Annotated in this window: 14 protein-coding genes; 3 read left to right on the top strand and 11 right to left on the bottom strand. The window is 71.8% G+C overall.

Annotated features, from left to right (window positions below; genetic code table 11):
* Positions 1–7: 7 nt before the first annotated feature.
* Complete coding sequence (locus tag HFP15_RS02805; protein ID WP_168510985.1) at positions 8–517, bottom strand: flavodoxin family protein; 510 nt, start codon at positions 515–517, stop codon at positions 8–10.
* 169 nt (positions 518–686) lie between these two features.
* Between HFP15_RS02805 and HFP15_RS02800 the strand changes: the two genes are divergently transcribed.
* Positions 687–1,685 carry an Acg family FMN-binding oxidoreductase gene (locus HFP15_RS02800; protein WP_168510983.1) on the top strand — a complete coding sequence of 333 codons (999 nt, stop codon included), beginning with the start codon at positions 687–689 and terminating at the stop codon, positions 1,683–1,685.
* A gap of 45 nt (positions 1,686–1,730) precedes the next feature.
* Here the strand turns inward: HFP15_RS02800 and HFP15_RS02795 are convergent, their stop codons facing one another.
* From HFP15_RS02795 to HFP15_RS02770, 6 genes are all read right to left on the bottom strand, one after another.
* Positions 1,731–2,009, bottom strand: coding sequence for a DUF1918 domain-containing protein (locus HFP15_RS02795; protein WP_168510981.1), 279 nt, complete (start codon positions 2,007–2,009; stop codon positions 1,731–1,733).
* A 17-nt stretch (positions 2,010–2,026) separates the two neighbouring features.
* Positions 2,027–2,827 carry a universal stress protein gene (locus HFP15_RS02790; protein WP_168510979.1) on the bottom strand — a complete coding sequence of 267 codons (801 nt, stop codon included), beginning with the start codon at positions 2,825–2,827 and terminating at the stop codon, positions 2,027–2,029.
* The gene (locus HFP15_RS02785) at positions 2,824–3,420 is read right to left on the bottom strand and encodes a CBS domain-containing protein (RefSeq protein ID WP_246271260.1); all 597 of its coding nucleotides are present in this window, start codon (positions 3,418–3,420) and stop codon (positions 2,824–2,826) included. The genes HFP15_RS02790 and HFP15_RS02785 overlap by 4 nt, the downstream gene beginning before the upstream one ends.
* A gap of 29 nt (positions 3,421–3,449) precedes the next feature.
* Positions 3,450–5,711: a phosphoenolpyruvate synthase gene (gene ppsA, locus HFP15_RS02780; protein ID WP_168510977.1), complete on the bottom strand. Its 2,262-nt coding sequence runs from the start codon at positions 5,709–5,711 to the stop codon at positions 3,450–3,452.
* A gap of 84 nt (positions 5,712–5,795) precedes the next feature.
* Positions 5,796–6,206, bottom strand: coding sequence for an Hsp20/alpha crystallin family protein (locus HFP15_RS02775; RefSeq protein WP_168510975.1), 411 nt, complete (start codon positions 6,204–6,206; stop codon positions 5,796–5,798).
* A gap of 112 nt (positions 6,207–6,318) precedes the next feature.
* Positions 6,319–6,984, bottom strand: coding sequence for a CBS domain-containing protein (locus HFP15_RS02770; protein ID WP_168510973.1), 666 nt, complete (start codon positions 6,982–6,984; stop codon positions 6,319–6,321).
* A 154-nt stretch (positions 6,985–7,138) separates the two neighbouring features.
* On the opposite strand from HFP15_RS02770, the gene HFP15_RS02765 reads away from it, so the two are divergent.
* Positions 7,139–8,194 carry an NAD(P)-dependent alcohol dehydrogenase gene (locus HFP15_RS02765; RefSeq protein ID WP_168510971.1) on the top strand — a complete coding sequence of 352 codons (1,056 nt, stop codon included), beginning with the start codon at positions 7,139–7,141 and terminating at the stop codon, positions 8,192–8,194.
* A gap of 23 nt (positions 8,195–8,217) precedes the next feature.
* On the opposite strand, the gene HFP15_RS02760 is transcribed toward HFP15_RS02765, so the two are convergent.
* The 4 genes from HFP15_RS02760 to HFP15_RS02745 are packed head-to-tail and all read right to left on the bottom strand — an operon-like array spanning position 8,218 to position 11,233.
* Entirely contained in the window at positions 8,218–8,808 is a 591-nt protein-coding gene (locus tag HFP15_RS02760) for an Rv1733c family protein (RefSeq protein WP_168510969.1), read from the bottom strand.
* 5 nt (positions 8,809–8,813) lie between these two features.
* On the bottom strand, positions 8,814–9,542 hold the full coding sequence (locus HFP15_RS02755; protein WP_168510967.1) for a sigma 54 modulation/S30EA ribosomal C-terminal domain-containing protein: 729 nt from the start codon (positions 9,540–9,542) through the stop codon (positions 8,814–8,816).
* Positions 9,543–9,572: 30 nt separating this feature from the next.
* A complete protein-coding gene (locus tag HFP15_RS02750) occupies positions 9,573–10,469 on the bottom strand; it encodes a universal stress protein (RefSeq protein ID WP_168510965.1) in 897 nt (298 codons plus the stop codon).
* The gene (locus HFP15_RS02745; RefSeq protein WP_210716626.1) at positions 10,466–11,233 is read right to left on the bottom strand and encodes a hypothetical protein; all 768 of its coding nucleotides are present in this window, start codon (positions 11,231–11,233) and stop codon (positions 10,466–10,468) included. Before HFP15_RS02745 ends, HFP15_RS02750 begins: the two co-directional genes overlap by 4 nt.
* Before the next feature lie 117 nt (positions 11,234–11,350).
* Between HFP15_RS02745 and HFP15_RS02740 the strand changes: the two genes are divergently transcribed.
* Entirely contained in the window at positions 11,351–12,349 is a 999-nt protein-coding gene (locus tag HFP15_RS02740; RefSeq protein ID WP_168511301.1) for a zinc-binding alcohol dehydrogenase family protein, read from the top strand.
* Positions 12,350–12,435 lie beyond the last annotated feature (86 nt).

Here is a 12,435-nt window from a genome sequence, read left to right as displayed (position 1 = left end):
GCTGATTTCAGGACTTCTCCGCTGTCTCGGTCGCGATCGAGCGACCCCATTCCTGCGCACGGGCCCGCTCGTCGCCGCCCAGTTCGGGCGGGGTGGCGGTGTTGACGTAGAAGCTCTCCGGTTTGGCGATGACACGGATGTGCCTGCGCTTCAACGCTTTCGCCGCGCCGACGGCCGCCGATCCGGTCAGCCAGCGGGGTTTGCCGATGCGCGTGTCGAACGTCGCGGCGGCCAGGCCTGCCGGTGCGGGCTTGAGCGAGTCGAGCCAGTCCCTGATGCCCTTGCGGGACCGCACACCGTCGCTTGCCTGGTCCTGCGCGGACTTGCGGGTCGACGCGCGTGACATGCCGTGGACGTGTGTGGGGCCGCCGACGACGAGCAGGTCGAAACCCGCGAGGGCGTCGGGTGCGTCGTCGACGTTGACCACCTCCGTCTCGGCCGCCAGCCCGTCCGCGATCGCCCTCGCGATCACCTCGGTATTGCCGAACATGGACTCGTACACGATGAGCGCACGCATCTGTCCCTCCTTACCTCCTCGTACTGCCACCGACGGTGCTCGCCGCGGCCGCGGCCGACCAGGCACCAAGGTCCCCGGCGCTCGGGCACTTCGGCTCTGCTCGGTGCACCGGGCCCGGTGCGAGATTCGGGTGGTAACCGCATTCGGCAGAGCAAGGCAGGTTTTCCCGATGGAACGTGGACTTCCGGACACCCCGACCGTGGAGGCGGCGATCGCGCTCGCGGTGCGCGCGCCGTCGCTGCACAACTCGCAGCCGTGGCGCTGGCGTGTCGGTGACCGCACGGTGCAGCTGTACGCCGACCGCGGGCGGCTGCTGCCGGAGACGGACCCGCAAGGGCGCGAACTGCTGCTCAGCTGCGGAACGGCACTGCATCACCTGCGTGTCGGCTTCGCCGCGCTCGGCTGGCGCGCGGAGGTGCACCGGCTGCCCAACCCGGCCGATCCCGACCACCTCGCGGCCATCGAACTGCACCGGCACGAGCCCACCGGCGAAGAGATCGAGCTGGCCGCGGCCATTCCGCGGCGACGCAGCGACCGACGGCGCCACAGCTCGTGGCCCGTGCCGGAGGGACATGTCCGGCTGATGGCCGAACGGGCCGCCGCCGAGGGCATCTTCCTCAGCGCGACCGAGGGATCCGCGCGCTACCACCTGTGGCGCGCCATGGTGGAGGCCGCCCGGCAGCACGAGCACGATCCCGCCTACCAGGCCGAGCTGTCCGCGTGGAGCGGCCGTCACGCCGCACCGGATGGTGTGCCGAGCACGAGTGTGCCCGCTCCCGACGCGACTCCGGGTGCGCTGCCGGACCGGCCGTTCGCCGATCCCGAGCTGGCGCAGCCTGCCGGCGCCGAGGGCGAGGAGGACGAGACGATGCTGCTGATCCTGGGCACCACCTCCGACGACCGGATGTCGCAGTTGCGAGCGGGCGAGGCGACCAGCGCGGTGCTGCTGACCGCGACGGCGCTGGGCCTGGCCAGCTGCCCGCTGACCGAACCGCTGGAGATCACCGGGACGCGGGAAACGCTGCGCACCCGGGTGACCGGCGGCAGCTACCCGCAGATGGTGCTGCGCATCGGCTGGGCACCGGTCAACGCCGATCCGCTGCTCGCGACGCCGAGGCGCGCCCTGACCGACGTCCTCGCACCCCTGGCCCCGTCACTGGGGTCGTGAACGTAGCGGAGCCCCTCATGGTCCGCCATGAGGGGCTCCAGCACGTCAAGAGGCGTGCTTGCCGTGCGCGGTGAGGGAGATTTCCCGTTGCACGGCCTGGAAGCGGGTGCGCTGCCGTTCGTCGGCAGCGGCGACCTCCTCCGGGGTGAGCACCTGCGCGTCCGCGCCGGGAAAGAAGATCGAGACGTGATCGTCGTGCACCCAGCGCACGACATATGGCGGTGCTCCCTCGGGTGAGGCGACCTCCATGACCCGGCCCCGCTGCTCGGCGGCGCCGACCGTCCGGCTCTTGACGACGATCCAGTCGCCCACCCGTGCCCGCATTCTCGTCACGCTCCTTGTCAATGCCTGGCGATCAGCACCGGGCAGCTCGCGTGCTCGACCAGCGCCTGGCTCGTCGAACCGAGCAGCAAGCCGGTAAAGCCGCCACGCCCCCGGCTGCCCACGACGATCGTCCGGGCGCGGGTGCTCCACTCCAGCAGCCGTTCCCGCGCCTTGTCCTGCTCGATCGCCCGGCGCACCACGACCTCGGGGTACTTCTCCTGCCATCCGGCGAGCAGTCCGGTGAACACCCGGGTGGACTCGGGCCCGGCGGGCACGTGCACCGCCATCAGGGGCGCGGTGTGCACCGACGCCTCCTCGAAAGCCAGTTCCAGCACCAGGTCCGAGCCCGGCCCACCGTCCACGCCCGCCACGACCGGCGCCTCCCCGCCCCGCTCGCCGCCACGGATGACGGCGACCGGGCAGCGGGCGCGCGCGGTGAGCGCGAGGGCCGCCGACCCGATCAGCAGGTCCCCCAGCACCCCACGACCCGCGGAACCGACCACCATCAGCCGCGCGTCCTCCGACAGCCGCAGCAGCAGTGGTATCGGCGCCTCCGCGGTGGACTCCCGTTCGGTGACCAGCTCCGGCTGCTTCCCGGCGACCTCGACCGCCTCGCGCACGACGGCTTCGGACTCCCGGCGCCGCGCGCCGAGCCAGTCCTGGGGCGGGATCGTCTCACCGGTGAACGCGTCGGGAATGCCGAAAGCGTTGACCACCCGAAGCGGCGCGTGCCGGCGGGCGGCCGCGGCGGCCGCCCACGCGACGGCCCGCAGCGACTGCGGGGTGCCGTCGACCCCGGCCACCACGGGCGCGGTCACGCCCGCTCCTCTTGGTGTTCGAGTTCACCGACATAGCAGTGGGCCCGGATCACACCCGGCACCCCTTCGGCGAGCACGACCGCGACCTCGCGGTCCTTCTCGCTGTCGAAGCGGTCGATGATCGTGGCCTCGCCGTCGTGCACGTCCACGAGCCACCGGTCCGCGTCGCCGAACACGGCAAGCCTGCCCCGGATGTCGTTGGCCAGCGCCTGGTCGGGTCTTGCCAGCACACGCAGGAAATCCCGTCGCGTGACCACACCGGCGAGCTTGCCCCGGTCGGTCACCGGAAGGCAGCGCAGATGCTCGTCGAGCATCAGCCGCGCCAGGAACGCCACATCGTCGTTGACGTCCACGGCCCGCACCGGGCTCGTCGCGATGCCGGCCACCGTGCCCGCCGGAGATTTCGGCTCGGCCGGGAACCGGTCGCCGAGGAAATCGGCCTCGGTCACGATGCCGGTCAGCCGGTTCTCGTCGTCCACCACCGGCAATGCGGTGAACCCGTGCCGTACCAGCCGGTCCTCGGCGGTCTTGACGTCCTCGCCGGGCTGGACGGTGACCACGGGCGAGCTCATGATGTCGCGTGCCCTCACCATGTCCTCCTTTTTAGGTTGCGCAACGGATGTCAGGACGCCCGGTGCGCGCGGTCGAGCAGCAGCCGCCGCTCCGCGGAGGCGATCACGTTGCGGGCCTTGCCCACGGCGTCGGGGTTGACCGAGACCGACGTGATGCCCAGCCGCACCAGGTGTTCGGCGAACTCGGGCCGGTTGGACGGCGCCTGCCCGCACAGCGACGAGGTGATGCCCAGCGACCTCGCCTTGCCGACGATGGCGCCGATCGCGTCCAGCACGGCCGGGTCGGCCTCGTCGAACAGCTCCGCGCATTCGGTCGAATCGCGGTCGACGCCGAGCATCAGCTGGGTCAGGTCGTTGCTGCCGATGGACACGCCGTCGATGCCGAGCCCGACGTACTCGGGCAGCCAGTACACGACCGAGGGCACCTCCGCCATGACCCACCGGTGCAGTCCGCGCTGCCGCCCGAGCGGGCTGGCGTCCACCAGCCGCAGGCACTCCTCCAGCTCCCACTTCGTGCGCACGAACGGGATCATCAGATGCAGGTTCGGGGTCTGCTCGCGCACGCGCGCGAGCACCTCCAGTTCGAGCGCGAACAGGTCGGGCTGGCGGATGTAGCGATAGCACCCCCGGTAGCCGATCATCGGGTTGTGCTCCTCCGGCTCGTAGGCGACGCCGCCGGCGAGCCCCCGGAACTCGTTGGTGCGCAGGTCGGTCGTCCGGTAGACGACGGGACGGGGCGCGAAGGGGCGGGTGATCGCGAGCAGGTACTCGGTCATGCTGTCCACGAAGGTCTTTTCCTCGCCGTGGGCCAGCAGGTCGCGGGGATGGCGGCCGCCGAGGGCCTCGGTGAGCATGAACTCCGCGCGCAGCAGCCCGACCCCGTCGACCGGCAGCGCGGCCGCGCGCTCCGCCTGTTCGGGCATCGCCAGGTTCACATACAGCCGGGTGCCCAGCGGTTCGGCCGCGACGACGGTGTCGGGCGGCGCGATCTTCTCGGCCTTGGCCGGTGCCCGCTGCACGCCCGCCTTGATCTCGCCGGTGCCGCCGTCGACGGTCACGAGCTGTCCGTCGGCGAGCACATCGGTGGCCTTCTCGGTGCCCACCACGCACGGCACGCCCAGTTCGCGCGCGACGATCGCGGCGTGGCAGGTCATGCCGCCGCCGTCGGTGACGAGCGCGGCGGCGCGGCGGATCGCGGGAACCCAGTCCGGATTGGTCATGGGCGCCACGAGAACCTCGCCGTCGCGAAGCCGGCCGCCCTCCTCGGGCGCGGTGAGCACCCGCACGGCACCGCTGGTCACACCGGGAGACGCGGCCAGGCCGCGCACCAGCACCACACCGTCCGGTTCGGACGCTCGCGGAAGCGTGGTGACCGGCCGGGTCTGCACCAGGAACACGGTGCCCGCCGTGTCGATCGCCCACTCCATGTCCTGCGGACGGCCGTAGTGGTCCTCGACCCGGACCGCGAGCCGCGCCAGTTCCAGCACCGTCGCGTCGTCGAGGACCCGCCGGTGCGCGGCGGGCTCGGACAGCTCCACCTGGCTGTCGGCGCCTTCCGGACCGGCGACGATCTTGTACTTCTTGTCGCCGATGCGCACGTCCTCGATCTTGAGCGCCCGCTTGGCCACGAGATAGGAGTCGGGCTCGATCGCTCCGCTGACGAGGGTTTCCCCCTGCCCGAACACGGCCTCGACGACGAGCCGGTCGCGGTCGCCGGTCCTCGGGTCGGCGGTGAAGATCACCCCGGCACGCTCGGCGCGCACCATTTGCTGGATCACCACGGCGATCGCGGGCTCGCCGGTGAAGCCGCGCTCGGCGCGGTAGGCCACCACGCGCGGGGAGAACGCGGACGCCCAGCAGTCCACCAGGCGCCGGAGCACGGCGGTGTCGCCGACGGTGTTCGTGAAGCTGGCGTTCATCCCGGCGAAGGAGGCGTCCGCGCTGTCCTCGCCGGTGGCCGACGAGCGCACCGCGACGGGAACGTCCGCGCCCAGTTTCGCGTAGGCGGCGAGCACGCTCTCGCGCAGTTCCGGCGGCAGCTGGGCCTCTAGGACGAGTTTCTGCATATCGCGGCAGTTCGCGGTCAGCCGGTCGTGGTCGTCGGCGCTCGCGACGGTCTCCGCGTGCAGGCGCGCGAGTTTCTCGCGCACACCGCTGAAGTCCATCGCGGCCCAATACCCCTCCCGGAGTACGGCGAAGCCTGGCGGTACGGGAAACCCGGCAGCGGTCAGCTCGCCCAGGTTCGCCGCCTTTCCGCCCGCCGACACCTCGTCACTGGTACGGATTCCGGACAGTTCCGCGACGATCGCCATCGCGGGCCTCCTGTTCGTTCGTTGGGTTTCCCGGCCGTCGGAAAGGGATGCGGGCGCCGCAGCGCGCCCGCATCCCTGCTGTTCCTACTTCTTCTGGGTCACTTCGATCTCGACGTGCTTCCCGGCTCCGTCGGTCTCGAAGGGCACGACGACCTCGAGGATCCCGTCCGTGTACTTCGCGGTGATCTTCGACGGGTCCGCGCCGGTCGGCAGGGTGATCGTGCGCCGGAACGAGCCGTACCGGAACTCGCTGTGGCCCTTCTCCTCGGTCCTGGCCTCGCGCTCCGCGGTGATCGTCAGCAGACCGCCCTCCGCGGTCACGTGCACGTCCTTGGCCGGGTCGACGCCGGGCAGCTCGGCACGCACCGTGTACTTGCCCTCTTCCGCGGTCTCCTCGATGCGCATCAGGTTGTGCTCGGCGAACGGCCAGGCGTTCTCCAGCCAATCCGTGAGCACCGGAAACGACGTCCGCGACCTCGGCAGCAATGACGACATCCGATTCTCCTTTCGTGGATTCCACCAACAACTCCAGCGAACCGCGACGAACGGGCCTGCGACGCGGCCGTAGTCCCTCAATGCCGGTGACCAAGGACCCTGCGCCTCGCGTTCACACCGGCGCGGTGTCGTCGGTGTGGAAACTCAGCTGGTCGTAGACCGCGACGACGCCGGGAATGGCCTCGGTCAGTGCCACCGCGCGACGGGCCTCGCTGCGCAGCTCGACCGATCCGGTCAGCGTCACCTCGCCGTCGTGGACCTCCGCTTTGGCCACCGCGGGGTCCGCCCACAGGCAGCGGCGCAGCACTTCCTCGTCGATCGCCTGCCGCAGATCCTCGTCGGAGCGCAGGAACACGTGCAGCAGATCCCGTTTCGCCAGCACCCCGGCCAGCCTGCCCGCGTGGTCGACGACGTACAGCCGCCGCGACCCGTCGTGCAGCAGCCGCCGCACGGCGACCGTGATCGGTTGGTCCCGCCCGATGAATTCCACCTTCGTGGTCATCACGTCGCGTGCGGTGGTGCCGCGGCTGCGGTTCCACCGCCGCCATCGGCCGCGTGAGGACAGCAACGGCGGCGGCGTGACGTTGCCGCGCTGTTCTTCCTTGGCCAGCAGGTCGGTTTCGGAGACGACCCCGACGAGACGGTCTCCCTCGTCGAGCACGGGGACCGATCCGATCCGGTACTCGGCCAGGATGGCTACCAGATTCTTGAACGGTGTCGCGGGCGAAACCGTGACGACCGGATGCGTCATCAGGTCCGCCACCACGAGTTCGCGCATCGGGCTCACCTTTCCTTTTCGTTGGCACACAACACACCGGACTGCCCCGGTGGCGAACTACTGACTTAAGGCCCTCAGCACGATGGCCTCGGTCCCTGACCTGGCCGGGCCGGTGGCCCGAGCATCGCCGCTATCCGACGTCGAAAGGACCGCGATGAAAGCGCTGCGCCTGCGAGAGTGGAAGACCGAACCGGTGCTCACCGAAGTGCCGCAACCCCGGCCGGGCCCGGGCGAGGCCGTCGTGCGCATCGGCGCCGCCGGTGCCTGCCACTCCGACCTGCACCTGATGCACGAGTTCGGGCCGGGCCTGCTGCCGTGGGGACCGCCGTTCACGCTCGGCCACGAGAACGCCGGCTGGGTGCACGAACTCGGCCCCGGCGCAAGCGGGCTCGAGGTCGGCCAGGCCGTGGCCGTCTACGGTCCGTGGGGCTGCGGCACCTGCACGCGCTGCCTGCTCGGCATCGAGACCTACTGCGAGAATCCCGACAAGGCCCCGGTTCCCGGAGGCGGCGGAGGACTCGGTCTCGACGGTGGCATGGCCGAGTTCATGCTCGTGCCCAGCACGCGGCACCTCGTCCCGCTGCCCGAAGGCCTCGACCCGGTCACCGCGGCACCGCTGACCGACGCGGCACTCACGCCGTATCACGCGATCCGCCGCTCCTGGCCCAAACTTCCACCCGGCACCACGGCCGTCGTCATCGGCGTCGGCGGGCTGGGCCATCTCGCCGTGCAGATCCTGCGCGCCACCACCGCGACGCGGATCATCGCGGTCGACACCCGCGAGGACGCGCTCGCGCTGGCTCGTGAATCCGGCGCCGATCATGCGCTGCCCACCGGATCCGGGACGGGCCCGCGCATCCGGGAGCTGACCGGCGGGCGCGGCGCGGACGCGGTGTTCGACTGCGTCGGCTCGGACTCCACGCTCGCGCTCGGCGCGGAAAGCGCGCGTTCGCTCGGCGATCTGACAATCATCGGTCTCGGCGGTGGCACGCTGGGCATGGGGTTCTTCACCGTGCCCTACGAGGTGTCGGTGCAGACGACCTACTGGGGCAGCAGGCCGGAACTGATCGAGGTCCTCGACCTCGCCGCGCGCGGGCAACTGCGCGCGAGCGTCACCACGTTCGGTCTCGACGAGGCGACCGAGGCCTATCGCCGGCTGGAGTCCGGCGAGCTCACCGGTCGCGCCGTCGTCGTGCCGAACCGTTCGTGACCCCGGCCGCGGCGCGGAGTTGTTCAGAACCGGTTGAGGTTCTGGCCCGCGTCGCGCCATTCGCGGTCGATGTCCGCGCCGCGCCCGCGGTTGACCAGCCACCGCAGGCCCCACGCCAGCGCGGCCAGCGCCGAGGCGCAGCCGAGCCAGAGCAGGATGCCGACGCCGAGGCCGACGCCCTGCGCGTCCCTGGCCGTCATCGGTGCCGGCACCGGCACGCCCGCGCGGTCGACCCAGATCGGTACGCGCGTGCCTGCGCTGGTGCCGGGATCGGTGTCGATCCGCCCGGTGCGCGTACTGCCGTCCGGCAGCTGCCAGACCGCTTCGGTCGCCACCCGCGTGTTCGAGACACGCGTGCTCACCGTGCCCGGCGCGGCGGTCAGCAGCACCGCCATGGCCGGGGTGCGTGCGGCCTGTTCCCGCACGGCCGCCGCGGACGCGGCCTGATACGCCTGCTCGCCGCCCCACAGCGCCGCCGGAACCGCGAGCAGCGCCAGCAGCGCCGCGACGACGATCGCGGTGACATCGAGCAGATCCCATTTCGTGGCAAGGGGATTGCGCCAGGACACCAGCCAGCGCACCTGCCGCACAAGCCACTTCGCCCGCAGGTTCACCGGTCTCACCCGACCGCCGTGGCGAGCAACCCGAACTGTCCGTCATGACGCCGGTACAACACCGCGCCCCGCTCGGTCTCGCTGTCGGCGAAGAACAGGAACGGGATTTCCTCGATCTCCAGCCGTTCCTGGGCTTCGGCGAGCGACAGGCGCGGCGCGTCGTGTGCGTCCACCGCGGGATCGGAAACCTGCCCGGGTACGGCGTGCAGCCGCGCGAGCCGGTTGCCCGTGCCGGTGCGGTACACGACGCAGTCCTGACCGGTGTCGGCGTCCCGGAACAGGTGGAACGCCTCGTCCAGCGCGTCCAGCTCCTCGGCGGCCGCCGTCGCCGGGATGACGGCGAGGCTGATGCTGCGGTGCTCGACGACCTCGCGATCGCGCACCGGCACGGCCTGGTGCCCGGGCCGCACGCGCCGCGCGGAGCGGTAGCGGAAAGCCCGCCGCACCGTGCGCCGCACGGTGTCGTGCAGATCGTCGGCCGCTTCGGCCACCGTCCGGGTGTCGATGCCGACGTGGATCATGCGCCCGTTGAGGTCGATGTTCGCCGAGACCGAGATCCGGTCGCTCGCGGCCGGATCCTCGTGCCGGGTCAGGGTCACCTTCGCGGCGAGCACCGGTGCCGGGGCGTGCGTGAGCGCCTCGTGCAGGCGGCGCCGGACGTAGTCGGCGGCACCGGGAAGGTGGCCGCGGACGGTGATCTCGATGTCGGCGGCAGCGATTCCGTTGTTGTTCACGGGGTTACCTTTCTGAACTGTCCAATGTGGTCATCGGGGGCGGACGACGGCCACCGGGCACTCGCTGTGGTGCAGCAGTGCCTGGCTCGTCGAGCCCAGCCCCATGCCGGTGAACGCGCCGCGGCCCCGCGAGCCGACCACGATCAGCTGGGCACCCTCGGCCTGGGCGAGCAGGCCGCGAAGCGGACGGTCGCGCACGACCTCCTGCCGCAGTTCGACATCCGGGTACTTCTCGCGCCAGCCGGCCATCCGCTCGGCCAGCAGCCTGCGCTCGTCGGCTTCGATCGCGTCCAGGTCGACGTCGAACGGCGGGGTCGACCAGGTCTCGGCGACGGAGATGTCGAGCCAGGTGTGCACGGCGATCAGCGGTACCGCCCGCAGGCCGGCTTCCTCGAACGCGAACTCCACGGCGTCGTCGCTGATCGCGGAGCCGTCCACGCCGACGACGATCGGTCCCCCGGTGGGCGGTTCGTCCTCGGGCAGGCGCCCCCGCACGACGATGACCGGGCAGTCACCGTGCGCCGCCACCCCCACGGCCACCGAACCGACGAGCATGCCCGCGAAGCCACCGAGCCCGCGCGACCCCAGTACGACCAGCCGCGCGCGTGCCGACTCGTTGATGAGTTCCTGCGCGGCCGCCCCGACCCGCAAGTCGGTCTGGACCTGGACACCGGGCGCGGCGTCCCATGCCTCGCGCCGGGCCTCACGCAGCCACTGGTGCCCCTGCTCGATGAGCGCCTCGACGATGCCGGCCTCGGTGACCGCCGCGGTGTGCGGGCCCAGCGGCGGCAGCACGCACGCGTGGAACAGGTGCACCGGCATGTTCCGGCGTGCTGCCTCCTGCGCGGCCCAGCGTGCCGCCCGCAGCGCCGAGGCGGAGCCGTCGACGCCGACGAGGATGGAGTGGTGTGCCGCGGTGTCGTTCATGGCCGCCACGCTGCCCTGCCCGAACGCCGCAGGTGAGGGCCTCCCGTCCTCGCGGCCGGGGCCGAAGGACCTTCGTCGATGCCGGGGTGGCCGACGCGCAGGATCACCTGCGGGCAGCCCGCGACCTCGCCGGTCAGGCCGGACCGCGGCGGTTCGGTCAGCGCGCCGGCGGCCAGTCCGGCGCTGACGGCGGTGAGCCACATGCGCTGGAGCGCCTGCCCGGCGAGCACCTGGTCACGTCGCGTGTCATCCGGGGTCAGCACGATCAGCAGGCACTCGCGCGCCGAATGGCCGGTGCGAGCGGGCGTGATTCGCGTTGCCGGCGTTGTTCCGGCGTTCACCACGGCCTCGATTTCCCGCTCGGTGACCGGGCCCGGCCCGAACGACCTCCGGCCACTGCGGCGCCGGAAGATCGCCGAGTACAGGGCGACCTCGTCGTCCGTGGCTTCCGCGCGGCCGGTCGCCACGACGCGGGCCACCAGGTCGGGCCGCTCCGGCTCGGGGAACAGCGAGACGCGGGTCGCCCAGCCGAGCACGTGCGCCGCGAGGTCGAGATCGGCCAGCGCGGCACCGCACGAGATCATTCGTCGGCGGCCCGAGGGGTCGTGCCGGGACGCATGGCCGTCGAAGCGCTCGTACAGTTCGGCTCCCTCGGGCCGGATCTCGGCGACCCAGGGCCGGCTGCCCTGCAGTGCGGGTGCTCGGCCCGTGGCGCGCGCCAGTACGCCGACCTCGGCGTTCGACCAGCTGATGTCGTGCTTCATTCCTGCCACCCTGACCGAGCGCGGCCCGCACCGTAGGGGCCTGCTGTCCTCGTCCGGCGGGGTCTTTCGGCTCTTTGCCGTCCCCGTGGCTGCGCCGACGCTGGGGTGATGACGGAAATGCGGCTGTGGCGGGTCGTGCGGCCCGGGACGCCCTCGGCGCGCAAGTTCGAGCTGCGTTCCGAACCCGTGCCGGTACCCGGCCGGGGCGAGTTGCTCGTCCGGGTGTCGGCGTGCGGGGTGTGCCGGACCGATCTGCATGTCCTGGAAGGGGATCTGCCCGTGCACCGGCCGAATGTCGTGCCGGGACACGAGGTCGTGGGCGAGGTGGCCGGACTCGGGCCGGGCGTGACGGGTTTCGCCGAGGGTGACCGGGTCGGTATCGCCTGGCTGCGCGGCACATGCGGCACCTGCCGGTACTGCCGCGCGGGCGCGGAGAACCTGTGCCCGCACTCGACCTACACCGGATGGGACGCCGACGGCGGCTATGCCGAGTACACGACCGTCCCCGCCGCTTACGCCCACCGGCTTCCCGGCGGCTACCGCGACGCCGAACTGGCACCGCTGCTGTGCGCGGGCATCATCGGCTACCGGGCGCTGCGCCGGGCGTGGCTGCCCGCGCACGGGCGCCTTGGCATCTACGGCTTCGGCGCGAGCGCGCACCTCGCGGCCCAGGTCGCACTCGCGCAGGGCGCGACCGTACACGTGCTCACACGCAGCGCCGAGGCACGCGAGCTCGCGCTCGAACTCGGCGCGGCCTCCGCCGGGCACGCCGCCGACGCACCGCCGGAACCGCTGGATTCGGCGATCCTGTTCGCCCCGGCGGGCGAACTCGTGCTGCCCGCGCTCGCCGCGCTCGACCGTGGCGGCACCCTCGCGATCGCGGGTATCCACCTCACCGACATCCCGGTCCTGAACTACCAGGAGCACCTGTTCGGCGAACGGCAGGTCCGCAGCGTCACCGCCAACACGCGAGAGGACGCACGGGACTTTCTCGCCTTCGCCGGCGAGCACCACCTGCGCGTGGTCACCACCGCGTATCCGCTCGCCGAGGCCGACAAGGCGCTGGACGACCTCGCCGCCGACCGCGTACACGGAGCCGCCGTACTGACGCCCTGACCAGCGAGAAATGACTTTGGTCCCGGGCATCGGGGACCAAAGCCGCCCGCGCTGTGCCTACCGCCGTGCCTAGGGTCGGAATCGAC

Origin of the sequence: Amycolatopsis acididurans, assembly GCF_012328925.1 — a bacterium.
Lineage (GTDB): Bacteria > Actinomycetota > Actinomycetes > Mycobacteriales > Pseudonocardiaceae > Amycolatopsis_E > Amycolatopsis_E acididurans.
This window is presented reverse-complemented; position numbering and strand designations above follow the sequence as displayed.